Genomic DNA, 25477 nt, shown 5'->3' on the forward strand with positions numbered 1-25477 from the left:
CTCAACGACGCTTATCAATAATATTTCGTGGTTTCCGACTTAACTTCGGAAAGCGAATGGCATCAATAACGGCAGCCTCTTCGACCACGATGGTGGGGGTTACTCGAAGCTTCGCCCGAAAGTGATCTTTGATCTCGTTCTGAAAGGCTTCCGAAGGGGTATCACACGCAATCTTTAAAATGATCTCATCGGTCCCGATCTCATTGTGATCGATCTCGATCACAAAGGTTTCTATGCTTTCAAAATGATGCATCACGTTGAACATGGCTGGCGGATAGAGCGTGGTACCCTTGTACTTAATCATTTGCTGTTTCCTTCCCACTACCGGTCCCAGGCGAAGTGTGGTTCTTCCGCAGGAACAGGGCTCGTCATGAGTCTGTACCATATCACCGGTCTTAAAACGCAACAACGGCATGGCGGTAACTCCCAGGGTGGTAATCGTTAATTCTCCCACCTCCCCCATGGGCACCGCCTCATTATTTTCATCGAGCACCTCAACGATGATCAATTCGGGATGGTGATGACCGCCTTGATGCGCTTCACATTCATTAAACGCAGTACTCATTTCGGTAGACGCATAGGTCGAAAACAATTCCAGGTCCCAGGCCGCTGTAATTTTTTTAGCCAAGGTATTGGATTCAAAATTCGCTTCTCGAATGGGTTCTCCTATACAAATGGCGGCTTTAACACCGCTGTCTTCTAGGGAAATATCATGACTGTTCGCATACTCAATTAATTTCAGCAAAAAAGAAGGGACGCAAATCAGGTAGGTAGGCCGAAATTTCTGAATGGTATCCCATTGTAATTCGGGTACGCCCGACCCCACACGGATAATCCCGGCACCCAATTCGCGTGCGCCTAAGTAATAGGCCATTCCCGCCATAAAGCGACGATCTATCGTGGTCATTAACTGAAGTACATCCTCTTTGGTAACACCACTGCAAGCGAAAGAAATCGCCTCGTTATAGGCGAGCCGGTCGAGGTCTGCGTCCGATAAGGCGAACGTCACTGGATCTCCCAAGGTGCCACTGGTGGTTACAAAATCGACTACGGCTTCCTTTGGAATACAGAGAAAGTCCATATTATGACGTTGTAGGTCGTCCTTGGTGGTTACCGGTATCTTGGTCAATTCTTCTAAGGTTGTAATGTCTTCTATCAAAATCCCTTCGCTCTGGAACCTACTACGGTAGTACGGAGAGTTATTTTGCAGGTAGCGCAGCAGCTTCTGAAGTTCCTGTTCCTGAAAGCTTTTGATCTGTGCCTTACTGGCCGTTTCGATAGTAGGAATGCTCATGATTGTTTGCGTTGGGTTTTTCGAAGGTATTTTTCTACCGCTTCTCGTTCGGGAACCGAGGGAATCACCAAGGAAGCGGCCTGTGTAAAGTAGGGTAAGGCGGCCGCGTACATGCGCTGCTCGTAATAGTATTTCCCGGTTAAAAAATGGGCCTTCCAATAGTCGGGGTTCAAAGCGGTAAGTTGCTCAAGAACCGATGCACTTACCAACGCCTTCTCTTCCAGAGCCACTTCCATCTGTCGTTCTATCCGGCGGTATGCTTCGTATTTTTTATAGGCTTCAGATGTCAGGAAAGGATCTGCAGGCACCACGGCTGATGGTATTGAGATACTAGAAATAGCCGGGTTTTGCGCTCTGTTGGCAAACACCTCATCAAGATCATAGGCAACAAATGCCCCCAGTTGATACGGATGGGACGAGACCCAAACCTGTCGTTCTTTCGGTTTAAACACAACGCCATGATGTGCTAGCAACTGATTCAACGCTTTTTCGTTTCCGAAGCCCAAGACGGCATCATCCTTACCGTTTTTATTCCGCAGTATCGCCACCGCTTCCGGTACATTCAGTGTCGCTTCTTCGGCAATCAATTCTTCCATCCGAGCAAAGCGATAGGCGCTGTGGCTCTCTTCAATGGTCTTTTGGTTTCTTTTATCTTCGGAAAAAGCACTGCTTTGAAAATGATTGGAACAAATGAGTTGTGACGTATTACGAACTTCATACACGCCAAAATTATCGGGAGCGACCTCGATAATGGCAGCGCGATTTTCGGAAGCACTTCCCACAAAGATCGCTTCGGAAACAAATACTTCATATTTTCGGGCAATGGTTTCGGCTTCTGCAATCGTTGCGGCATATTGTAAAATGTCTCTAGCCACGATGGATATTGGCGTCTTGGCGGTGAGCGGCACTTTCGACTTCCCCGCATTGATGGTAACGGTAAGCCCTTCCGAATTCATCCCGGAAACCACGCCTATCATTCCGCCCCAACTAACCGACATAAAGCCATAGCCCTGATCGGGTTTCACAAATGCGATGATTTTCTCTTCCGCAAATTCGTCTCCTGCGTAGAAATCAAAGTTTCTTCCAATTAACAACTGGCCATCTTCGGTCTTATCGCCCCAAACTGCAAAGGCACTACAGCCTACCAAGGCAAGGTCTTGCAGCGCGTGCCCTATATCGTGCGCGCCATGCAGGTATAGCGATCGCAAATAGGGCGGTGCAATGTCGTTGTAGGTATCTGAGGCGAATTGCGACACCCCATAGATCTCTGCTTTGTATTCGTTCGGAATGTGTTGGTACATTTTGCGGTTATACCAGGCGAGAAATTTTTTAAGAAACTTCTGCTGCCCTTCTGAAGGCACTAATTCTTGTACTTTCCCAAAAAAGGCTGCTTCCTGCTTCTGTATGAGTGCCTCGGTGAGACTTCCGGTGATCAATCCTCGCTCCAGCGGATCTCCTTCCACATACAATTCCCAAAGTCCGAAGCGATTTTTCGTCAGAAAGTTATTTCCGGCGATCCGGGTCGAATCGTTTATCGCAATCACCTCAGGCACGTTAGAATTGAAGGCAGTGGTAACCGGCCGATCCTCCAAAGAGGGTCGGATGCCACATGACAGCAAGGATATGGAAAACCATGCAGCACAGAGAAACCACAGTAGGGAATTATGCATGCTGCTGCTGTTTTTCAATCCGCTTATTGGTCTTTCGCAGTACTTTCTGCTCTTTATAATTCAACCATTTTTCACCAAGGGTAAGGCGCATGACATTCTCGAACGGGCGCATTACAAAAACATTAGAAAGCAATTTGGCCAGTTTTCGCGTACTACGAGGAAACGCGCGGAGGGTCATAGAAAATCCGCCATCTTGGTAGGTGATATAGTGCCAGTAGCCACTAGGCATGTATAACGCGTCTCCGTGTTTCATCTCGGCTTTTAGACCGTGTAAGTGCTGCAAGGCCGGATATTTCTTGAAGTCGGGCGCATCCATGTCGATTGTTTCCAAATTGTGGACGGTGTAAGGAACCCGGTACATGTTTGGGGTCTGACTTGGAGGAAATAAGGTAACTGTTTTGTGGCCGTGAAAGTGAAAGTGAAGCAGGTCGGCCAGATCCATATCGTAATGTGCCAGGACTTTAGAACCTTTTCCACCAAAGAACATCACCGGTAAGCGCTTAAAGAATTTGAGTCCGAGATCAGGATACTCAAAATCCTCTAAAAGCTGCGGCATTTTGTCTAGAATGTTATAAAAGAACATTCGTAGGTCGGTAGGCTCTGTTTTCAGTAGGGTAATGTAATCGGTTAGTTTCATTTCCCGTGCCGGAACCACCGATTTCTTCTTTCCGCGGGTAGGTTTGTTGTTGTACAAGGGCACCACTTGATCTCCGGCCAGTTCTTGAATGTAATCTAAGTTCCATTTTTCATAGGCGGGCCAGCCTTTTGTTAACCCTTCGATAATAACGGGTTGTTGTGGCTCGTAATATTCCTTGAGAAATTGCTCCTTAGAAACCTTATCAATTCGGGGTATATCGCTTACTCGTATGCTTCCCATAATGTTGAAATTAGCCGATTATTTCTTCTGAAGTCGCTTGTTGTATCTTCCGCAGTAAATACGCACCTCCTAAAATTTCAGAACACGTAATGACCGCGCTAATGGTAACGCCCAGGATCCCGTGCATATTGAGACTCTGCCCGGTAAAAAACAGGTTGTCGATCTTCGTACGCGGAGAAATAAACGATCGCAAGGGGTTTTGAATGTCCTTTTCATAGCCGTACATACAGCCCCTGTCGTTACCAATATAGTCGCGATAGGAAAGCGGAGTGGAGGTGTAGACGGCTTCAATACATTCTCTGATAGTTGGAAATTTTTTCTCTAATTCTGTTATAAAGATCTCCGTCTTTTCGGCCTTAAACGCCTCGTATGTTTGTCCGCGTTCATTTTTCCGAACTACGGTATTAAATGTCTTTTCCCAGGGTTCCACCTCTTCGTACCGCATATAGGTCATGGCCGTGAGGGTGTCGCCATAAACCTTGGTGTTCTTGTTCACGCCCATAGAAACCATATAGCTTTCGGGCCAGCTCTCCTGTGTATATTCCTGAGCCTTCCAAACGCGAGTGGCATCCTTAAAGTGGTAATAATTTTTGTTGAGGTAGGGAAAGCTATCCGGCTTTAACACCACATACAGGCTGAAGGCCGAACACGTATCAGGTATGGAGGAGATACGGTTCACATAGGCTTTTCTAAAATGCTCGGCTCCGGCAATTTCAATGGTACGTTTCGGATCGATATTAGAAATAAAGATGTCTGCTTCAAAGGTATTTCCCTCTATTGTTTTCACTCCGGTAAGTTTTCCGTCGGTATAAATAAAGTCGGTAACTTCACTACGTTTATAAGCGACCGAACCCAATTCGCGGAGTTTTTTGAGTAATATTTTAGAAATCTGACTTCCCCCGTTTACACATCGATAAGCACTTTCGATATAGGAGTTTACGGAAAGCGCATGCACATAAAATGGCGTTCGGGTATCATCCCCTGCGTATAGTAAATTGGTACCTCCTAATACGGCGCGGAGTTTTTCATTAGTGGTGAAAGAGTTGATATGCTCTTTAACTTGCTTTCCGAAGACCTCAGCGTCTTCAAAATACGGTTTCCCCGTTCGCAGATCATACAGCGGAAAGTTGCTGCACATCTCGCGCATCGAATTACAAAATCCTCGAATTCCATCTTCCTCTTCCGGAAATTTTTCAACCAAACTGGTTACAAAGTTTTCATATCCTTGTGCATAGGGATATTCCATAGGGTCGTCGTCAAAGGTCACCACATCAAAACCATCTTTGTTCATCTGCTTAAGGGAAAGTTCGTCCATAATCCCCAAATAGTCAAAATAACGGTAGAGGTTCTGTCCCTGGCTTAGTCCTCCAATGTAATGCACGCCGGTATCGAAAATGGTTTTATTGCGAGAGAAGTTTTGCAAATTTCCGCCAAATTGCTGATTCTTTTCCAACACACATACATGGCGGCCTTCCTTGGCCAGAAGTACTGCTGAAACCAAGCCACCAAGCCCACTCCCCATTACTATAACATCAAATCGTTCGCTCATCGTTTCAAAAGTACCAATTTTTCGCTTTTCTCCTTGACTTCAAAACCAATTTCCTCCCAATACGAACGAGTCTCTTTGGCTAGTGCCGATGGAATTACGCCCCAAGCAACGTCTGCCCACGAAATAGGAAGCGTAGTCTTTTTTGGGAGGACCTCAAGATTCCAAATTACCACATTATAAGCTTCGACCGGGTGAAGCCCAGTTGTATCAATAAATTGCAATTTATAGGACTGGTTCGTTAAAAAACTGTTCTTCAACAAGGTTCGGGTTTCTTCATTCGGCACCACGCTCGTAAGACTTCGTGTTGGCGCATCTACCGCCAGCAAGAAGGAGAGCACTCCCGACGTTTCATGGGCATGAAATATCTTGGCCTTTTTTGGAAGCCACTGTTGCAACGTATGGTAGTCATTTTTGAAAGCGCTAAGCTCTTCTTTCACCTTTCGATACAGTGAGCGTCCTTTAAAGCGATATTCCTCAAGCAGCATTTTATGGTAATACGTTGCTGATTCTTCTTGATGGCGCAATTGGTCAAAAGCCATTCGGAAATTTCGCATGACCTTTTTTGTCATCAACGCGTGTCCTCGTGCGTTTTCTAATGCAGGAGGCGGAATACGTTCGAGTATTTTTAAGGTAATGGATCCGTCCCGAATGACAAAACTCCCTTTTGGGAGCACTTCAGAAGTACCATGAATCAATACGGGCAACACATCAATTTGAAACTGTTGCGCCAAGAAGAAAGATCCTTTATGAAATCTCTTAATCTGATGCGTTTCCGACCGGGTTCCCTCTGGAAATGCCATCAAACTATACCCTTGATCAATCTTGGTTTGCAAATAGGCGACGCCTTCCTCATCCAATCCTTTAGAAACCGGATAGAACCCAGCGCGTTGCACTGCTTTGCCAAAAACGGGAGAACGATACACCCAATCGTTCACTAAGAAAATCATTTTGGGAGTTAACATTCCCATGGCCAGGATGTCTAAAAAAGAAGTGTGGTTTGCGATAATGACCGCAGGCCGATCGAATTTTTCACCCTGTGGATTTACTATCTTCTTCGCCACGAATGGATTCGTATACAACACAGATTTCATGAATTTCGAGATGATCCAATGAAATACCGCCATTTTCTTTTTCTTAGAAACAGGAAGCAGTGGCATGGCCATACTAACCAACGAAAAAAGCATTCCGCCTAGTCCGTAGTATCCAAATGAAACACAAGAATGCAACAAATAACGTAGGTGTATGGGGCGTTTATTGCGACTCCCAATAAACAGTTTAAACAATAAGGGCTGTATGGTATTCACCATGAGAAACGCGGTGGCAATACCCACCACCGAAACACTCGCAATGGAAAATAAAGCGGGATGTTTGGCGAAAATCAACACCCCTACTCCCAACAGCGTGGTTGCTACCGAAAGCCAGATAGAGGTACGGTGGGTAGGAAGTGCCTGTTTCCCTGTTCGGTATTCTATGAGCATGCCATTGGTAATGAAGATGGCGTAATCTACTCCCAATCCGAAGATAAAGGTAGAGATGATAATGTTGAAGATATTGAACTCCAATTGCAGCAACCCCATGAGTCCTAGCGTTACCCACCAGGTTACGAAAATTGGGATGCTGGTAACGAGCGTAAGCGACACACTGCGGTATGACAGCGCCAGAATGAAAATCACCACCAACACCGAATACCCAATTAATCGATTGAAATCTTTCTTCAAGTTTCCTAAAAATTGCTCGTTCAACGCTTGCCGATCGACCACCACCACATTCTCCTCATTCTGAAAGTAATTGATCAATGCTATGGCAGTGGTATCTTCTACTTTTACCAAGGTATTGACCGTGGTAAACTGGGGGCCTTCGTTTATAAAATCAGTGGTTCGAAGTAAGGAGATGGAGGCAAATTCTTGGGGCGATAACGGACTGAATTTGGTTGTTAGTTGCTGAAAAAAAGGTTGAAAAGTTTCCGGTTTAAAACCAAGGGCCCCACCGTTTTTGATAAAAGCCGCTTGCACCGAATCTCGCTTTTCTGAAGTCCAAAAGCGATTCCATCGCGCAATGGATTTCGTTTGAGACTCTTTTGAGGTAAGCCACCCTCCCACCGAACTAATATCGGAAACCACTCCTTGTTGTTCTAGCGCTTGCAACTGCTCAAAAAGAGTGTCGTTTTTTTGAAGGGCTTCTTCGGTAGTTTCGTCATAGGCGATCAGGTATACCGATTTTGTAGCAATACCAGTAACCGCATCTAGATCTTGCTGTACTTTCTTAAGCGCGGGCGGTTCAAAATTTAGCGTGGCTAAGTCCTGATTGAAGGAAACTCTGTGATACGTGAAGAAACTCAGCACCACCATTCCAAATACAATGCCGATAGCCCATTTACTTTTATGAAAATCGAAGGCAGCCAAACGGTCTAGAAATGTTGTCTGACTTGCTGTTGTTGGCGTCCCTTTGTAGAGTAATGGAATGAATACCAGCGCTGCGATGGAAGCAGCGATCACGCTCACTCCGGCAAAAATTCCAAGATCTTGTAGTGCTTGAGAAGAAATGAACAGCAAACAGAAAAAGGCCAAGGCGGTCGTCACGCTGCTCATTAGGATGGGACGAGCCACATCACGATATAGTTGTTGTACTGAATGTTGATTGCGAAGGTGCGTTAGTATGTGCAGCGAATAATCTAGCGTAACTCCAAGCAACACCGAACCGATTCCCAAAGAAATAGCCGAGATACTATCCCTCACTACGAAGAGGAAGGCCACGGCGGTGAGTCCGCCCAAAATCGTTGGAATAAAGAGTACCAGAGGAATCGTAAGCCTTCGATAGAAAAAAATAAAAAATATCATGAGCAGCGAAAGCGCGATGCCTATGGTAAACTGAATGTCTCTTTTAATTTGTCGCGCATTGGCCACCGCGACCAAGGCAGCCCCAAAATACCCTATGGTCACGCCCTCATTTTGGGCGTTCAATTGCTGCTGAATGTCATAAAGTATTTCTGCAAAAGGCGTATTGTTATTGGTGTCATTGGAAGGGAAGGCGGGATCTACAAACAACAGTATTTGTTGACCGTCCTGGGTTGTAATAAATCCATCTTTGATCGTAAATTGATCTCCCATTCCCATATCACGGAGCTGCTCCATTCCTTTCCAACCCAGGCCAAAGGGGTCTCTTAGTAGCGATTTTTTAGCCACAATGCCTGATGGCGATATCAGGGTGCGATAGACCCGTTGGGTTATTTTGGCGATGCTGTCAGCATCTAGCTGCGTATCTAAGTCTTTGTACACTTCCCGGTCAAGAAACAAAGGGAGGTGCTGGTATACAAAATCAAGAGTGGCTTGCGCGTCTCCTTCTGGGACATTACCTTGAATTGCTTCAATGTAAGGCTCCGCCTGAGCAGATACACTATCCATCCATTGGCGAGCCGTTTTTACGAGGGTTTCAGAACTGGTGGTATCGGCTTTCTTGACCTGAACGATGATCTTATCGGCAAATTCGACCTGCTGTAATACTTGCTGCACGGTCTCTGATCGCTCATTATTGGGAATCAATTTCGAGATATCCTCTTCAAACGGAATAAAAAATAAGGTACTCCCCAATCCGGCTACCAATAACAACAAGGAAAGAAATGTTCCCAGGGTATGGCGCGAAAGAAACGAATAGACCCGAAAAAAAACCTTACTCATTAGAAGGCAACATTTTAGTCTTAAAGATAGAGAGAACTACATAGCCTACCAAGCCGGTGGCTATCGCAGCCATCGACGCTAAGATGAAACTGCCGATGAGGTACGATTTTAAATGACGTAATATCTCGAAGTTCTCACTGATTTCGGTTAGGGAATATTCATAGTCCAATCCCAATACAAAATGCCCTACGTTGAGACTGGCGAGCACCACAAATGGAATGAAGGGAGGAATGCTTACGTTCGAAAAAGCAAAAGCAATAATGCGATTTAATTTGAAGGTAACCGCCAAAAAGATGACCAAATAGGTATGAAAACCCCAAAACGGGGAAATCCCAATGAAGACCCCTAATGCCATGGAGAGCGCCTTGATTTTCGGACTATCGTTGCTCTGAAGGAAATCTTCCATGAGAAAGCGTTTCCAACCTTTGCGGCGGTATCTTTTAAAGAGTTGAACGGGCTTTACATAGACAAAGGCCCAAAATACCAACCATGTGTTGAGAATGCTAATACGTGTAAAATCCTTGAACGGGCGGAAGTGAGACACTCGTTCTTCGGCATCGTAGAGCACATTTACCGGAACGTTTTTAACGGTAATGCCCGACCACGCCGACTTCACGATTACCTCGATTTCAAATTCGAATTTTCGGGTGTAGAATTTCTTGTCTTTCAGCGCACCAATAGGGTATAGCCGAAATCCCGACTGAGTATCCTGCAATTGGATCCCGGTTTCTACCCAAAACCAAAAATTAGAGAATTTGTTTCCGAAGCTGCTCTTCCCAGGCACCCCTTCCTGCTTCATGTTTCGGGCACCAATTAGCAAGATGGATTCTTGTGCTTCTCTTTCCGAAAGCGCTTTCAGAAAAATTGGGATATCTTCTGGAAAATGTTGTCCATCACTATCAATGGTGATGGCGTATTCATATCCCATCTCTACCGCCTGCTTGAACCCCTGCCGCAAGGCGAATCCTTTTCCTTGATTACGACCATAGCTCACCACGGTAAGTTGTGGAAATAAGGCGAGGATGGCCTCGGTGCTATCTGTGGCTCCATCGTTCACCACGATAAGGGCTGTAGTATATTCTAGCACGCCCTTGATGACACGTTCTAATGTCTTTTCGTTGTTGTATGTGGGCATCACAACACAACAACGCAAGTCTTTCATTGCTTTATGAATCTGTGTTGTTTCCATACTTGGCTTCAGAAAAGATCTGCAATCGAACTCGTAACGTACCCCATTTTGGGAGGGCAGCAAAAATAGGGATTCCGAAAGGAGTTTCAAAAAATATACCTTTGGAAGCCACAATTTTAACGCTTTGTTACGCCGCTAGTTGAATTGCGATTTTTCAGCTTCTGAAAATTCATCGGATTGCACCACATATTGTTTGACAAAGGCACTGATGCTGCCGGAGGAGGTCTCCGAGAAATGAGTTAACAAAAAAGCTTTATCCTCGGCTTTGGCCTTGTGGTAGCCTAAGAATTTCGGACTGTTTTCTTGTACACTCAAACGCAAACAGCGAAGTTCAATATCATTGGGAGCCATCGCAATAGCTGCTTCCAATTGGGCTACCCCTTGGGTAAAGAATTCTTTTTTCTCTCTCTTATTTCTAAGGTGTTTTGCCATCACCGTCTGTACCGCTCCTTTGTATCCCAACAACTTCGCACCATCATTGGGCTTGACCTCGTCGAGGGATTCCAATATTTTTTCTGTTAAGGAAGCATCGTTGGATAATTGAGGATAGACATCCCGAAGCTGCTGTAAAGAAGGCGCTTGCCAAAAGGATAGAAAAAGTACTAAGGAAAGGAGTGCGATTTTCATGCGGCTTTGGGCGTATAAACAGCACTCATTTTTAAGGCGACGGTTTCATCAAACGCAATGACACATTTGGCTTTAAAGGTATTTTCCTCCTTGGTCCATTGCAACTGCACCCGTAACTTCGGATTTTTCTCGGGATTAATGATGGCCATAAATTTTATATTAGAACAAGAACTAAGCTGCAAAGGTTTCTGTACGGCCTGCTCCAGCAATTCTTTGATCATTTGCATCATACAAACTCCGGGGAAAACCGGATTGTTAGGGAAATGCCCTTGAAACACCTCATGGTTTTTATTGAGTGCCACGGTTGCCTCGAGCGAATTTTCGGTATTTTGAAAGGAGGAAATGCTATATAATCCTTCAATTAACATGCGTTCAGGTTTAGAGAGAATACAAATCTATAGTAAGTTTTAGATTGAAATGCTCAATCTTTATTTTTTTTGCGCGGTCATCCGATATTTCCGTAAAGTTAATCACCACTTTTTTCTTGTACCTTGATGTTTGAATGATGCGCTTGAGTTGGTCTGACGGGTTACTGAACTCGTAGAATCGCCAGCGTTTGTCATCAGGAACTTTATATAATGTTACGTCCTGCTTCGGAAACATTTCCACCGGAAATTGCGTTTGCGATAGCATCATCTTGAAATCATTTTCTAATACCCCAATCAATAGTTTTCGATCTAGCGCTTCAATGATATAGCGAATTTGAAGGGCTTCTTTCTGAAACTCAAAATCAAAGAGGGTCTTCCCCATTTCGGTGGTAAACACTACGCGATGCGTTTCTGAGCCTGTTTTCTTTACAACCATAATACCTCCAAAGGAGTTTCCATATACCTGCAATTGCGCTTTGTACACGTAGTCGAGTGCGGTATTCGCAAAATAAGGGTTTTGAAAAGTTACTTCGGAAGGAGGTTGCGCAACCAATCCACGTGTTAACCCTAACGAGCAAGACTGCAGCACACCCACCAACAGGCAACTAATGATGAAACGCTGAAGCATCCACAGGGCGGTTTAACGTTCGGTCTGAAAAGACAATTCGGGTGTAATCGTTGGTGGGTTCTATTAGTTTCACCTGATGTACCATTCCGGTTTCTTTGTGAAACAGCAACTCGAATGCGGCAATGTATTGTTTCATTTTTTCATCCTTCGGAACAAACACCACCTTATTCCATTGCTCATTAACATAAAAACTGCGGTCAAAGTCTCCCGCCGAGAATAGGTTCCCTTTTACGCTGTTAACGATCAATTCATTCATCTGCTGAAAAAGGGCGCTGCTTCCCATGTCGATAGTACTCTTCTTTCCACCGTCATCGATGTGCAATTGATCTCCTTCAAAGATCACCACGTACGAATAAGGGTTGTTGTATTCCCACCGTACCTTATCGGGCGCTTGAAAGATCATTTTTCCCTTGGTTTCAATGTCATTGGTCAGAAAATCCAGATGTTTCCATTGGGTAAAATTGGTATGGATGGTAGAAGTGGTTTCAGCTACCTCATTCACTTGTACCATAAGCTGTGCGCGCTGTGCTTCTGTCATAGACTTATCTTGCCCCAAAAGCGACTGACTGCATACCCATAGCAACAATAAAAACCCTAGCTTCTTCATACTTGATTCTTTAAAAGGACGTCGATGGAAACAGCTTCCATTCTCTTGTCGTGCAAAAATAACAATAACCGTTCCAATACGGCGACGGTTTTTTCACTGCTATCATGCAACAGGATAATATCACCCCCTCGAATTCGCTTGGTAATGCGCTGCGTCAAGGAGGCTTCAGAAATAGGTAGGGTATCAAACGAGCGTATGCTCCACCCCACCACATGCAACTCGGTTTCGCTCACGGCGCTCTTAATGGCGGGATTTGTTACTCCAAATGCAGGACGGAACCAACGAAGCGTTACTCCCAAAATCTCCTTTGCGATATTGTTGGTTTGTTGTAGTTCAGACAACATGCGCCTTTTTCCGAAGAACCCCATGGCATTGCTGTGGGAAAAGGTGTGATTGCCAATAGTATGTTGCTCGTCGTGCATTCGTTTCAGTAATTGCGGATGCTTCTTCATCTGCTGCCCAACACAAAAAAAGGTAGCGGTAGCGTTGTGTTTTTTGAGAACGTCCAAAATTTTCGGAGTGATCTTGGGATTCGGACCATCATCAAAGGTAACAGCGACCCTCTTGCTGTCTTGCTTAGAGGAACGATGCACCGCCTGTAGGTGATAATTCCATCGAATATCAAAACTGCCGATTGCTGTGAATACCAGCCAAAAGAGCCAAGGTAGCGTCATAATATAAGTAGGGGCATCCACGAAGACTACCAAAACAACAGATAGAAGAAATAAGATGATCGCGGCTCCGGTTATGTGCCGGAAGCTTAGCATTTTCTGAAAAGAATAAAACTGTGGTTCTCTCCACGGTATTGATCGTACAGTAGCACCGTGTTAATTTGAGAAGGAACCGTGTCATTGCACCGCAGCACTTCGGGCAAGATTTGCGATTTGATGGTATGCGCCGCTACCCAAGTTCCAAAGGCCGTAGCCGTATGAAATTCGCCCGATAGATGTTTGTAATAGGCTTGTGAGGTTTCCGCAAAATCACCTTCACATAATTGGTGGTAGTACCCATCATAATCAATATCTCCGTTGGTTCCTAACAGTAAGACATCAACCTCATGTGGGGCTATTCCCTGCTTCTTTAAAAAAGCCTTTGCCGCTACATTTACCTCTTCTGGAGACAGGTGACCGTACAATTCAACATCTACGATCTCTGCGTAGCTCGTCGCCTTTTTTTCAGATTCCAACACAAAAAAGCCAGCTCCTTCCGCGAACACAGTCCCTGAGGTTTTGGATTGACGTAATTGTTGCGTATGAAGATCACCTTCTTTCAGGTGCCCTATTAATTGATGAATCGCAACCGTATGGTCCCATAATTCATCCACGCCGCCCACAAGAAGGGAGGAGAGCTCTCCTGTTTGAAGCTGCATGATACTGTCTAACAAGGCAGATTCAAAGGAGTTTGAATCATGTACATAGGTTAGGTTATAGCCTTTGCAATCAATTCCCAAAGCGATCTGGCCGGCCACCGTATTATGTGTACTTTGGATAAATGCCGTAGGGGTAAGGTATTGCTCTCCGTTTTCGATGATCGCGCTAACAAATTTTTCTGAATCCCGTACCAGGCCTAGTCCGGTCCCGGTAATAATAGCATCCACATTTTCCACACCCGCTTCCTTCATCGCAAAGTGGGAAGCCGTAACCCCCATTTTGATGGCCTTTGCCATCCTCCGCGCCGCTGCAGCCGAAATGTACTGTTTATAATCAGGGGCAACAACGGGCAAGACATTGGTTTCATAAAACAACGGATTTGTCAAGAAGGCCTCTTCGCCCCAACTCTGTTGTGCAGATATGCAACCGGTACTTTGTATGTACACCTTTTTCATGATGGCGTCGCTTTTGAGTAAATGACCGTAGAGCAATTACCCCCAAAACCGAGAGAATTAGATAAAACGTGCGTCAGTTCCCTCTCGGTAGCTTGTGTTTCCGGACGCAGTTTAAATTCTTCCATCGGGGACTCAAAATTGAGATTTGGAAAGATGGTGTTATGTTGTAAGGCCAATACTGAAAATACCGCTTCTACGCCTCCGGCAGCCGCCAAGGTATGTCCGGTAAAGGGTTTGGTTGAGCTGAAAGGCGGTACAGCATCACCAAAGACTCTAATCAAGGCCCGTCCTTCGGAAAGATCATTATTACGGGTAGCGGTTCCGTGTGCATTGATATAATGAATATCACGCGGCGATAATCCCGCTACTTCCAACGCCTTTTGCATCGATAAGGTTGCCCCATCACCATGGTCTGAAGAGGCCGTTTGATGAAAGGCATCATTGGCATTCCCATACCCCGAAACGTACGCGTAAACCTTTTTAGCTTCTTGCTTGACCAAGGTGTCTGATTCTAACACCAAATAGGCTGCAGCTTCGCCTAAATTTAATCCTTTGCGATGTTGATCGAAGGGCGTATTATGCGCATCAGAAAGGATCATCAAGGCATTAAAGCCGTTAATAGTAAATTTTGACAATGGGTCTACTCCGCCCACAATGACGCGATCCAGACGTCCCGTCTTAATAAGTCGGGCGCCTAACATCACCGAATTAGCCGCGGAAGAACACGCGGTACTTATGGTCGTAACCAAGCCATGATTGATGCCCAGGGCTGTCGCGATCTTCTGACTGTGATCGCCGGCATGATGACTTTCTATGTATTTGCGACATGCCTCAGAATGCAAGTACTCGTAAAAATACCGCTCGGTCATGTCCATACCTCCTACGGTGGTAGCAGAAATGATTCCCGTACGGACCATCGCATCCGATGTTATTTTCGCATCAGCCACGGCTTCCTTTGCGGCCCAGAGTCCGAGCATCGCCGTTCGCGTATAATTGTGATCCTTGGGAAGCTTCAGCGCTGCTTCCAATTGGGCATTAGAATGTTCGATTTCTCCTACCCATATCGCATCGCGATGTATGGTATCAATTTTTGAAACACGTTGCACTCCCGTGGTTCCAGACAGCAAGGAACGGTAATTACTTGCCACATCGTTTCCGATGGCAGAAATTATTCCCATACCTGTAATGGCAACCCCTTGATTCATTTAGCGTTCTGTTGTGGTTTATCGTGTGCGGTGTTCCTCAATATAGGTGGCCATCACTTCTACCGACTGAAAGATCTTTTTCCCTTCCTTGGGATCGCTTAGTTTGATGCCGTAGTCTTTATCCAGCATCACGATCAGCTCTAGCGCGTCGATCGAATCGAGCCCCAAACCATCGCCAAAAAGCGGGTCGTTATCTTCGATTTCTTCCATAGAAACATCTTCCAAATTTAATTGTTCTATGATCTTCTCTTTTAATTCCTGTTTAAGTGCTGTCATGATGTTTTTTGTATAGTTGTTGAATCGCTTGCGCGGAAATGGTGTTGTTGGTTATAAGATATAAAAATGCTTCATACTCGGTTTCAGAATCAAAATCGACCCATCCACATAATACGGCCGGCGCTTTTTTTGTAGCAATGAGATGATTACAATAGGGTTGCACCGCTTCGGCCTTAAAGCTGTCAAAGATAAAAAAACTATTTTCTGAAAAAAGCTGATGTCGGATGCTTATTTCACCCAAACAAATATTCGGTAAGGTGTATACAAAAACCGCAGGACTAGGGTAATACGCTTCTTGATGCTGAATACTGTGTTGATGTTTTCTATCGGAATCTAAACTGGAAGCCCGATTGGCAAATACCAGGGCTGTCTCTTCATGAAAGGGAGCTTCTTGTGAGATCACTTCCGAAGCCATAAACGCCAATTTACTGAGGCGATCCATTTTAAAAAATTTGGGATAGTTTACGTCCCCTTGTTTGTACGCGCCCTTCATCAATTGTTTGAATGGTACTGTTTCATCTGCATACCATACTGCTCCATTGCTCCAAATCTTTCCATTGGAAATATAACAAAACTTGGGTATGGAGGTTTCCTTAAGACTCATCTGCTAGCTGTTGAAATACCAATGCTGTGTTGCAGCCCCCAAAACCGGACGCTGTTTTTAAAAACGTCTGCATTTTTTTAGGAGTAGTTTGTTCAATTACCGCGAGCGGTTTTGAAGTTCCCAGCTTTGCGAACCCTAAAGATCGAAACAATGTATTTTTTTTGAGGGAATGCATCCCTGCGATGGTTTCCACCAAACTGGAGGCCCCTAAACTGTGACCAAGATATCCTTTCAAACTGTGTAATGGAATCTCACTGAGTCCTGCCCTGTGAAAGGCAATACTCTCCATCTCATCATTGAAAACGGTGGCAGTTCCATGCGCCGAAATGAAACCCAGATCTTCTGTCCTTATTTCTGCTTGCCGCATCGCTTTGGTGATGCTGCGGAATAAGCCTTCTCCGGTTCGCGACGGACCCGATATATGGTTGGCGTCATTGCACGAGGCTTCGCCGATCAATTCCACCGAGGTGCCGTTGGTTCGCTCCCTATCGGAAGTCACCAACACACAGGCGCCGGCCTCACCCAGAGTAATACCATCCCGATCTTCAGAATAAGGCTTGCAAGGTTGAGCACTCATCGCCTGAAACGAGGTAAATCCACTTACGGTAAAAGGTGTCACCAGATCTCCGGCCACCACGAAGACGTGATCGAATTTTTGTTGTTGAATGTAGCCTTTCGCGATCGCGAGCGCCAGTGCCCCGCTTACACAGGCATTAGAAAGCACTATAGGTTCAGTAGTAAAGGAAAAAAAGTCGGAAACCGCACGCGCCATTTCAGTTAAATAGGCGCGACTCTTCGGAAAGGGATGTTCTGTATCCAGCACATCGATATTGCCTTTGGTCGTAGCAATGATGAGGCCTACCCGATCATTCAATTTCAGTTTTGAAGCCTTGATCACCGTATCTAAGCTGCAAATCAATATTTTTTCTAACCGAGTATATTCTTTGGAAGGATGTAATTCCTGAAAGCTGGCCTCCAACATCGCTCTGTCGATCTGCGAGCTTACAAAAGGCGCAGTATGACGATCAAAATAGTTCGCCTGATGAATACCCGACTGCTCCTGCTGAATGGCTTCCACCGTCTTTTGGCTCCCCATACCGTACGCAGTGATCAACTCGTGATATGAAAGATACACCTTACGCATCCAACAATCCTACTTTTCGTTTCCAGGCTTTAAAAAATGGAGGAATGGTCAATGATAATTCTCCTTCTAAACTTACAAACACCTGTATGGTTTCTCCCGTACACACCAGCGCGCCTTCCGGATTAAATATCTCATATTTAAAGATCATCTTGGCCGCCGGAGAGTCCACATAAATCGTTTTAACGGTAGCAATATCCCCGTACCGCAACGGCAGTTTATGTTCGCTTTGCGACTTTACGATGGGCGTAGTGAACCCCTGATCTTTTTGGTCTAAATAAGAGATCCCGTGATGTCTTCCGAAGGCTTCGCGACCATCTTCAAAATACTGAATATAGTTTCCGTGCCATACAATGCCGAGGGGGTCTGTTTCTACAAATCGTACGCGAATTTCGTTGGTAAACGTTAGTTCCTTCTTCATAATCAGATACGTTGTTGTTTTCGATGATATAGTATCGCAATTCCGGTCGTGAGGAGAAAAAATCCTATTAATAATCCAAGGTCCGGCAGCAATTGTTGCCATTCGGCTTGCCGCAAGAATACTTCGTAAAAAGCATTCAACCCCCAATTCATGGGCGATAGTTTCGAGAGCGCTTGCATAAACGGAGGCATTACGAATACCGGCACCCAAACGCCGCCCAGCGCTGCTAGAATCACCACGAAGGTAGCGCCAAAAGGGGCCGCTTGTTCCTGCGTCTTTGCCAAGGTTCCTAACAAGAGGCCAAGCCCAATAGCCGCCAAGCCCGCACACAAAGCTACAAAGAACAATACGAACCATCGATCTCCTATTTCGAGTTGTGGTAGTCCTATTGAGGGAAACACAAACCGCCCAATTAGCACCATCAATAAAAATTGAATTAAGCAAACCAAAATGTAGACCATTGCTTTCCCTCCCAATAGCGTGGCGTAGGAGACGGGTGCCGCTTGCAACCGATCGAAAGTGCCCTGATTTTTTTCTTTCACCATATTAACTGATAACGGCACAATGATAAAAAAGATGGCAAAAAGCGCCCAGGCCGGAACATTGTGTTGGGCCGAATTAAGGGTATGATCGCCCGCAGCAAAGGTTCCTCCTGCGGTTATTTCACGATAGGTAATAAATGGTGTTTCTGAAAACGATTGCTCTTGAGAAGTCTCTCCTTCATTTAACTCGTTATCGAAGGCTTGATAAATCATCTTGCTTTCTACTTGTGCGATCAACTTATCGATCCCGTTTTTTACGGAGCTTTTGAATGCCTGTTGTGTCACAGGATCAAAGTATAGTTTGATTTCTTTGGAAGCACTGTCTTGAAAGTCGTTAATCGAATCCGTCGGTTCTTCCAGCCCAAAAGAGGCAAGTGTTGTTGCTACTTGTGCAGTTACTTTTTCTTCTAGCTCTTCAGAAAGGGCTTCCGGAATAACCAGCGCCATCTTATAGTCACCTTGACGCACCAGCGTTGCTGCTACTTCTTCACTAGTTTCTTCGGAAATCACAAAAGCTTCCGAAGTGTTTAGTCCGTCCAGCACTTGTTGGGCAATCGGTCCCTTGTCTAAATCTACTATCAGTATCGGGATCTCTAATTGTGAAATGCTTTTGAAAGAACTGTCCTGGATCAGGGTAATGGTAATAACCAATACGAGGGGCATGACAAATAAGATGGCGAGTCCGCCCAAATCACGCCGTAACAACTGTGCTTCCTTTCTTGCTGCTGCCCAAAGTTTATGCATAATCTCTTAGGGCTTTTCCGGTTTTGAGAAGGAATAAGGCCTCCAGGTTTGCTACCTTGGCTTTTTCAATGAGCTGTTTAGGTTTCCCTACGCACACCATTCGCCCCTGGTCCATAATGGCAATAGTAGAACAAAGGTCTTCGGCCTCATTGAGGTGGTGCGAGGTATAAACGAGCGTCGTTCCTGCCGCGTTAAGACTTCTAATTTTTTCGAGAATTACCTGCTTCGATTGCACGTCGACGCCTACGGTAGGTTCATCTAAAAACAATACATTCGGGCGATGAAGAATTCCTGCAATGAGGTTCACACGACGCTTCATTCCGCCAGAAAACGTTTGAATTCGTTTATCTGCAAATGGCGTGAGTCCTAACGACTCTAATTCTGAAGTAATTCTATCTCTTAAAACAGCTCCTGAGACCCCGTTCATACTTCCGAAGAATAGTAAATTCTCTCGTGCGGTGAGCGAAGGATACAGCGAGTATTCTTGCGGTACCATCCCGATGTGTTGCTGCAAATCGCGTAAGGATCGAGAAGGCCGCTCTCCGGCGATTTCAAACCACCCTGATGTAGGTGTTAGTTGCGTACACAACATGGAAATTAAGGTTGTCTTTCCGGCGCCATTGGGTCCTAGCAATCCGAATATTTCCTTCGGCTTTACCGTTATGTCAACCAATTGGACCGAAAATCGATCGGCACCTGCATATCGTTTGCTCAACCCCTCCGCCCGAATCATGGTAACGTTTTTTTCAATTTTTTGAAAAACACTTTCTCCTTTTCTGCGATGGCCTCCAATTGCGTGGCAAGGGTGTCGTAAGCACCCTCGGCCGCCAGGCTGCTTCGATCTTTGTACACGCGGGACGCTTGTAGGGCAAAATCCCGCCATTGGTCGCCAATTTGTGTCATTTCTTGCGACATGTCGCGCCATTCAGGTTTGTTGACCACGTCGGCGGCTTCCTGCAGAAATGCCGCGTAAATATACCGGAAGCCGCCGCCGCCAGTTCCTATTTCTTCTTGCATCCTTACAATTTGCCCCAGATAATGTTTAGCGCGTTTCGGTCCTTTTTTCTCAGGCCATGAACGCACTAGTTTTGCGATCGTTTTAATCCCCTTCACGCCAACATAGGGCACGGGTGCCAGCATATCGCGACAGGTGTGTTTGATTCCCTTTAAGATGGCAGGTTTCAAATCTATTGTTTCAGGCAGTCGGATTGGATAGTACATCTGCCCTTTTGGAGCAAAGGCTCCTTTGGCAAAACGCACCCGCTCGAGCTCTTCAGAAGTAAGCGTGGTTACCTCCTCCATCACCGGGTCGCTGATGAGATAGTGGTCGTTATCCTTTCCGTAGACTACTAGATTATGGGCATTGAAATGAAAGCGATATTCTTCCGGAAAATAGGTAAGATGATACACCCCAACTTGAAGCCCCACCGGATTGCTGTTGGCCAAATTGGCATCCAGTTGGGCTTGCGCTTTTTTTGGATTGCTGAATTTTTCGCGTTTAAAGGTGATTCCCACACGCTTTGCAAAGCGTTTAAAGATCATGCCCGGCATGGCGCGATAGGTGATGGCCGGAGCGTGATTAACTTTTAATAGAGGAATATAGCAAAACAATAGACCCGACCCTATGCCAAAAACCATGGGTTCGCTGAAGGGAATCCCGTGGTGACGCATTAAATTAGAAACGACGCCGTTTTCGCAATGTGCTGACTGTTTATGCGTAAATTCAATTTCCACTATTCGACCTGTTTTAATTCTGACACTGGAATTTGAAAGGCATCGGCATATTTCTGAAGCATCTTTTGGGAGAGCCTGCCAAATACCTTCGGCTTACAATGTCTTTTTACGCGCCATTTCCAGATACCGACATAGCTCGCTAAAATGGAATAGTCCATTTTGTGCTTTTCCATATAGTAATAGATGGGACTACGTTCGCCTGCAATCACGGCCTTCCTGGCGGCAGCAACGCGTTCTTCGATCTCCTCCAAAGCATTATTGAGCGCTATGGTTTTCGGTTCCCAACCAGAGCTTAGTTTGGTAGTATATTCTCCTTCTTCATTGACAGCATACGTCAATTCTTTATAGTTGGATTTCTCCAAACTACCGGGATCCTGTGGCACCTCATCCTTCTTCATGGGGTTACTTCGTGAATGATAAAGTTAAGTGTTCCCTCTAAAAGCAAGGTGTCTTCATGGCTCACCGTACATTGTACCGTACTCACGGCAAAGGCCTCGGTTTGCATCGTATTAACCAGTTGGGCTTGCGTCACTATTTGCTGACCGACTTCGGGTAAGGCATGAATCTGAACCTTTTTTATGGCACTGATATAGCCTATCACCTTAGTTCGCTCTCCTTCGTAATCATCCTCCTCAAAAAATCGCTGCCCGATAATAGCCGAACAGCTTTGGGCTGCGTTTTCAATAAGTCCTGACTCAGCGAAGGTTCCGTTGGTCACAAAAAGCGTGTCTTCTCTAATGGTAAATGTGGTGGTGGCTTCTTCTTCGGAAATGGCGACCAATTGATGCACAAATAACATGGGGTCGCGATGCGGAAGAAAGTTCTTTATGTCAATATGTGGCATGGTAGATTTCAAGAGGAAGCGATCACGGTTTTCATTTCACTAGTGGCAATTAGCGTATCATCACAATACGTTTCAGCCTTTACCAAGGTAACCCCCATGATCTCATGTAGTACTTCAGCCGTCGTTCTCAATTCAGATGTCAGGGTTGGCAATTGGTGAATTTGAATATTCTTAATGGCCCCAATATAGCCCGTGGGAGCCGGTTGCTTTTTGAGATAATATTGATAGCCGGTATAGAGCGCTACGGTTTGAGCCATATGCTCAATGATTCCGGAGGCGTTCAAATAGGAATCTTCCGCAAAGAGGTTTGAAGCTTCAGGCGTGATCCCAGCGATCACCTTCCCTTCGGAAAAATGGTGAAAAGCATCCACCATTACCATCGGTGGGCGTTGTGGAATCAGCTCCGTGATTACATTGGCTTCAGTGATGCTCTGCGATAATTGATTCATCTTAGGCTACGGTTAAATAGGCATAGGCATACGAAAAGCGCGCACTTTCAGGAACAGAAAGTAAAATGCGATCGCCCTTTTTCAAAGACCCGGATCGCATGAGTTCATCCAACATAATAAAGATGGAGGCCGAACCTATGTTTCCCACCTTTTTCAAGTTCATAAACCATTTGTCCCAACCTATTTCGACTCCTTGTTTTTTCATTTCCATATAGAGTCCCTCACGAAAATAATAGGAAGAAATATGCGGTAAATAATAGTCTATGTCATTGGGGGTAATGCCGTGCTTGTCCATGGCTCTCTTGAGGCTGTTTACACCTTTAACCAAGATGTTCTGACCTAGCAAACGGGTATCTTGTTTGATGGCAAAGAGGGACATTTTACTCCACATATCGGCGGGGTATTCGCTCCACGATTTTAAGCTGCCATCTTCTTGTTTTTCACCTCCCGCGTACATACAGGCGTCCAACTCATGAGCGTATGAATACGCTTCCATCCATTCCATGCGCAGCGGAGTCTCCCCCTTAGGTTCGGACTGTAATAGGAATGCGCCGGCCCCGTCTGACAGCATCCAGCGTAAAAACTCTTTATGAAAAGACAGCAAAGGCTGTTCTTCTAATTCTTTGAGATAGTTAATTTCTTCTTCGAACACATCCGATTGCATCCAGGAAGAGATACGTTCGGATCCGGTACAGACGGCGGTGTTTACCTGCCCCGATTTCACAGCCAAATAGCCATACTTTAGAGCATTCATTCCCGAACAGCAGGCTCCGGTGGGCGAGTTTACTTCAAAATCTCCTGCTTTTAATTCGCCGTGCACCATGGCGGCGTGAGACGGTAGAATTTGATCGGGACTTCCAGTTCCGCAGGAAAGGAGTTCAACATCTTCAATGGCGACGTGCTCATCCAAAAGACGGATAATCGCCTCTTTCGCTAACTGCGCGTTATTGTGGGTGCTATTTCCTTCGGAATCAATCGCGTAATAGCGCGTTTCAATTTTATTATTGCGCAATACGATTCGCCGGGCCTTTGAAGTTTGACCATCTATGTAGCCAAGCTTCTCTTCCATCATTTCATTATCTACAGGGGAATTGGGTAAAAAAGATGCTGTTTTATTAATATAAACGTCCTTCATCAAATATGCTTTGTACTCACGGATGCGTAATACCGTTTTTGGTTCTTAATACTACGGTATCTCGGAATATAAGAAATCAAAAATACAATAAAAACCACGGGGGCAATACCCCATATGGCAAATAACAAATAATAATTGAAGAAAACCAACCATTTGTCTCTTTTCGGACTTCCGGGAGGGCCCTTTTTGGCAATGAGATGCGCCCATTTTCCAAAGAGGATGTTTGCTCGCTGATCGGCTAACACTAAAAAAGGTTTCACTTTTACTGCGCCCATTTGCACCAGCTTTGTCTGAAGGTTATCGTAGGAATCCTGCAACAATGCATTTCTGATAACAGGTCCAAATCGGCTGGCGTTTTTAATATCATCTTCCGAAACGCCAGGTTTGGGAAAAATCCCCCATTTCTTGGTTTTCTTACCGCCAAACATCCAATGTACAATGGTAATGACGCTTATGTGATTGATATGACGATCTACCAACACAATATTCCCGACCCATCGGGCTTGCAGATGCGTTAAGGAGGTCTTTAGCTTTTCCTGCGCCTGTGTCCACATGTTTCGAGACCCATTGATTGTAATTACGGGTGTATCTCTAAGCAATCGCGCAGCCGCTTCAGAGGTGAGGAAGGAGGTGATGGGCAAAGAGGGTGTGAGATACCAAACCTGGTATCCCAGGAGCACTAAGTCGTATTCCTTTTCGAATACCGAGGGCGCAATAGGAGCCATCGGAATGGTTTTTTGAAGAAAAGTTTCGGGAAAAACACCAAAAAAACTTTTTTTATCCCAAGGAAACGGAAAGGGTGTTTCCGGACGAATTTCGAGCCAGGTGATTTGAACTGACTCACCTGCCAGCGTTTGCGTAATTTGTTCTAAAATTCGCCTCAGCTGTCCGGTTTGGGAATAATATACAACTAGTACCTCTTTCATTCGGTTTCGTTTGCTTCCCAGAAATCAAAATAGTTAAACCATTGCAGTGGATATTTTTTAAGCATGGTTTCTACACTCGTTACGTACTTTTGAAGGAGTCCCTGTGCGTCTCGGTTTTTGACCGTCGTAGTACGGGCATAGAGGTGGTAATGCTTATTGGTTTCTTTCATTACGTAGACAAAAAGCACCGGACTTTTCAGGCGAGAGGCTAACTTAAAAGGGCCTGCCGGAAAATGTGCCGGTTGTCCCAAAAGGGATGCTGTTAAAAACTTGCTCCCTTGCTGATAACGGTCTCCCGTGAGACAGACGAGTTCGCCTCTAGACAAGGCATTATTAATCTCAAAAATGTGTGACAAATCCTCTTTAATGGTAATAAATTTGTTTTTTGAAACCGAACCCACGCTCTCTAGGTAGGCTTTAATGTCTTCGCGTTCGGCGTCTGTGGCCACTAAATTAATTTGGGACATTGAGTCGATTTCACGGAAGAACACTTCCGCAATTTCAAAATTCCCAACATGGGCACTTAACAAGATACCGCCCTTTTTTTCGTTGAGAAGTTGTTTGATATTCTCTATTCCATCAAATTCGTAGGTAAAGCTATCACGCATCCCGGAAGAAATAGCCACTTTATCAATGATTGTTTTTCCGAAGACCAAATAATTAGCATAGACCGAACGGACACTCTTCCAATAAGAAAATTGCTGTCGATGCCTCAAATAATAAAATATGGCTTTAGTGCTTTGTAGCGAGAAAAAACAGTAGTAAAGGGCCACAAAATAGAGAAGCCCATAGGCCGCACGCACCCCGAAGGTGCGAAGTAACCAAATGAATATTTTATACCCAAGAACGGTGCCCTTGGATTTACCCTCCCAGCGAGTCTCCATTGGCTGCTACGGTAGAAGTATTGCTGGTTCTGTTATAAATAAGATCATAAAAATCTTGAAGGGAATTCACTCCGATAAAGTCCTCTCCAACTAGCTTCACTCCAAAATTTTCTTCAATGGTCACCACCAGATCCACGAAATCCAAGCTATCTAGTTCTAACGTCTCTTTTAGGTTCGCCTCGGGAGCAATATCTCCTTCATCTACCTCAAATTCATCTACTAGAAATTCGTTAATTTTTTCAACGATTGCCTCTTTGTTCATAC

27 protein-coding genes are annotated in these 25477 nt (G+C 45.1%); all 27 read right to left on the reverse strand.

Annotated features, from left to right (window positions below):
- Nucleotide 1: 1 nt before the first annotated feature.
- Nucleotides 2–1294: a phenylacetate--CoA ligase family protein gene (locus tag PO830_RS06095; protein ID WP_272852649.1), complete on the reverse strand. Its 1293-nt coding sequence runs from the start codon at nt 1292–1294 to the stop codon at nt 2–4.
- On the reverse strand, nt 1291–2964 hold the full coding sequence (locus tag PO830_RS06100) for a C45 family peptidase (RefSeq protein WP_272852650.1): 1674 nt from the start codon (nt 2962–2964) through the stop codon (nt 1291–1293). Before PO830_RS06100 ends, PO830_RS06095 begins: the two co-directional genes overlap by 4 nt.
- On the reverse strand, nt 2957–3841 hold the full coding sequence (locus tag PO830_RS06105; RefSeq protein WP_272852651.1) for a cupin-like domain-containing protein: 885 nt from the start codon (nt 3839–3841) through the stop codon (nt 2957–2959). Before PO830_RS06105 ends, PO830_RS06100 begins: the two co-directional genes overlap by 8 nt.
- Before the next feature lie 10 nt (nt 3842–3851).
- Nucleotides 3852–5390 carry a phytoene desaturase family protein gene (locus PO830_RS06110; protein WP_272852652.1) on the reverse strand — a complete coding sequence of 513 codons (1539 nt, stop codon included), beginning with the start codon at nt 5388–5390 and terminating at the stop codon, nt 3852–3854.
- Entirely contained in the window at nt 5387–9064 is a 3678-nt protein-coding gene (locus tag PO830_RS06115) for a 1-acyl-sn-glycerol-3-phosphate acyltransferase (protein WP_272852653.1), read from the reverse strand. The genes PO830_RS06110 and PO830_RS06115 overlap by 4 nt, the downstream gene beginning before the upstream one ends.
- Nucleotides 9057–10253: a DUF2062 domain-containing protein gene (locus PO830_RS06120; RefSeq protein ID WP_272852654.1), complete on the reverse strand. Its 1197-nt coding sequence runs from the start codon at nt 10251–10253 to the stop codon at nt 9057–9059. The genes PO830_RS06115 and PO830_RS06120 overlap by 8 nt, the downstream gene beginning before the upstream one ends.
- Before the next feature lie 135 nt (nt 10254–10388).
- A complete protein-coding gene (locus PO830_RS06125) occupies nt 10389–10880 on the reverse strand; it encodes a hypothetical protein (protein ID WP_272852655.1) in 492 nt (163 codons plus the stop codon).
- Nucleotides 10877–11248, reverse strand: coding sequence for a 3-hydroxyacyl-ACP dehydratase (locus PO830_RS06130; RefSeq protein ID WP_272852656.1), 372 nt, complete (start codon nt 11246–11248; stop codon nt 10877–10879). The genes PO830_RS06125 and PO830_RS06130 overlap by 4 nt, the downstream gene beginning before the upstream one ends.
- 10 nt (nt 11249–11258) lie before the next feature.
- A complete protein-coding gene (locus PO830_RS06135) occupies nt 11259–11876 on the reverse strand; it encodes a hypothetical protein (RefSeq protein ID WP_272852657.1) in 618 nt (205 codons plus the stop codon).
- Complete coding sequence (locus PO830_RS06140; protein WP_272852658.1) at nt 11854–12483, reverse strand: outer membrane lipoprotein carrier protein LolA; 630 nt, start codon at nt 12481–12483, stop codon at nt 11854–11856. The genes PO830_RS06135 and PO830_RS06140 overlap by 23 nt, the downstream gene beginning before the upstream one ends.
- A complete protein-coding gene (locus tag PO830_RS06145; RefSeq protein WP_272852659.1) occupies nt 12480–13250 on the reverse strand; it encodes a polysaccharide deacetylase family protein in 771 nt (256 codons plus the stop codon). Before PO830_RS06145 ends, PO830_RS06140 begins: the two co-directional genes overlap by 4 nt.
- On the reverse strand, nt 13244–14308 hold the full coding sequence (locus PO830_RS06150) for a beta-ketoacyl synthase N-terminal-like domain-containing protein (RefSeq protein ID WP_272852660.1): 1065 nt from the start codon (nt 14306–14308) through the stop codon (nt 13244–13246). The genes PO830_RS06145 and PO830_RS06150 overlap by 7 nt, the downstream gene beginning before the upstream one ends.
- Nucleotides 14305–15513: a beta-ketoacyl-[acyl-carrier-protein] synthase family protein gene (locus tag PO830_RS06155; protein WP_272852661.1), complete on the reverse strand. Its 1209-nt coding sequence runs from the start codon at nt 15511–15513 to the stop codon at nt 14305–14307. Before PO830_RS06155 ends, PO830_RS06150 begins: the two co-directional genes overlap by 4 nt.
- Nucleotides 15514–15531: 18 nt before the next feature.
- Complete coding sequence (locus PO830_RS06160; RefSeq protein WP_272852662.1) at nt 15532–15789, reverse strand: phosphopantetheine-binding protein; 258 nt, start codon at nt 15787–15789, stop codon at nt 15532–15534.
- Nucleotides 15776–16393: a 3-oxoacyl-ACP synthase gene (locus tag PO830_RS06165; RefSeq protein WP_272852663.1), complete on the reverse strand. Its 618-nt coding sequence runs from the start codon at nt 16391–16393 to the stop codon at nt 15776–15778. The genes PO830_RS06160 and PO830_RS06165 overlap by 14 nt, the downstream gene beginning before the upstream one ends.
- Nucleotides 16383–17537: a beta-ketoacyl-[acyl-carrier-protein] synthase family protein gene (locus tag PO830_RS06170; RefSeq protein ID WP_272852664.1), complete on the reverse strand. Its 1155-nt coding sequence runs from the start codon at nt 17535–17537 to the stop codon at nt 16383–16385. The genes PO830_RS06165 and PO830_RS06170 overlap by 11 nt, the downstream gene beginning before the upstream one ends.
- Nucleotides 17530–17955 carry an acyl-CoA thioesterase gene (locus PO830_RS06175; protein ID WP_272852665.1) on the reverse strand — a complete coding sequence of 142 codons (426 nt, stop codon included), beginning with the start codon at nt 17953–17955 and terminating at the stop codon, nt 17530–17532. The genes PO830_RS06170 and PO830_RS06175 overlap by 8 nt, the downstream gene beginning before the upstream one ends.
- A gap of 2 nt (nt 17956–17957) precedes the next feature.
- Nucleotides 17958–19241, reverse strand: a complete 1284-nt coding sequence (locus tag PO830_RS06180) for an ABC transporter permease (protein ID WP_272852666.1) — start codon at nt 19239–19241, stop codon at nt 17958–17960.
- Entirely contained in the window at nt 19234–19974 is a 741-nt protein-coding gene (locus tag PO830_RS06185; protein WP_272852667.1) for an ABC transporter ATP-binding protein, read from the reverse strand. Before PO830_RS06185 ends, PO830_RS06180 begins: the two co-directional genes overlap by 8 nt.
- Nucleotides 19971–20975, reverse strand: coding sequence for a BtrH N-terminal domain-containing protein (locus tag PO830_RS06190; RefSeq protein ID WP_272852668.1), 1005 nt, complete (start codon nt 20973–20975; stop codon nt 19971–19973). Before PO830_RS06190 ends, PO830_RS06185 begins: the two co-directional genes overlap by 4 nt.
- Entirely contained in the window at nt 20975–21373 is a 399-nt protein-coding gene (locus tag PO830_RS06195; RefSeq protein ID WP_272852669.1) for a hypothetical protein, read from the reverse strand. The genes PO830_RS06190 and PO830_RS06195 overlap by 1 nt, the downstream gene beginning before the upstream one ends.
- Nucleotides 21370–21831, reverse strand: a complete 462-nt coding sequence (locus tag PO830_RS06200; RefSeq protein ID WP_272852670.1) for an ABC transporter permease — start codon at nt 21829–21831, stop codon at nt 21370–21372. Before PO830_RS06200 ends, PO830_RS06195 begins: the two co-directional genes overlap by 4 nt.
- Complete coding sequence (locus PO830_RS06205) at nt 21828–22268, reverse strand: hypothetical protein (protein WP_272852671.1); 441 nt, start codon at nt 22266–22268, stop codon at nt 21828–21830. The genes PO830_RS06200 and PO830_RS06205 overlap by 4 nt, the downstream gene beginning before the upstream one ends.
- Before the next feature lies 1 nt (nt 22269).
- Nucleotides 22270–23403: a beta-ketoacyl-ACP synthase III gene (locus PO830_RS06210; RefSeq protein ID WP_272852672.1), complete on the reverse strand. Its 1134-nt coding sequence runs from the start codon at nt 23401–23403 to the stop codon at nt 22270–22272.
- Nucleotides 23403–24329, reverse strand: coding sequence for a dialkylrecorsinol condensing enzyme DarA (locus PO830_RS06215; protein WP_272852673.1), 927 nt, complete (start codon nt 24327–24329; stop codon nt 23403–23405). The genes PO830_RS06210 and PO830_RS06215 overlap by 1 nt, the downstream gene beginning before the upstream one ends.
- On the reverse strand, nt 24326–25213 hold the full coding sequence (locus PO830_RS06220; RefSeq protein ID WP_272852674.1) for an LpxL/LpxP family acyltransferase: 888 nt from the start codon (nt 25211–25213) through the stop codon (nt 24326–24328). The genes PO830_RS06215 and PO830_RS06220 overlap by 4 nt, the downstream gene beginning before the upstream one ends.
- A complete protein-coding gene (locus tag PO830_RS06225) occupies nt 25191–25475 on the reverse strand; it encodes an acyl carrier protein (protein ID WP_272852675.1) in 285 nt (94 codons plus the stop codon). Before PO830_RS06225 ends, PO830_RS06220 begins: the two co-directional genes overlap by 23 nt.
- Between the last annotated feature and the right edge of the window lie 2 nt (nt 25476–25477).

Origin of the sequence: Altibacter sp. HG106, assembly GCF_028561755.1 — a bacterium.
GTDB lineage: Bacteria > Bacteroidota > Bacteroidia > Flavobacteriales > Flavobacteriaceae > DFVG01.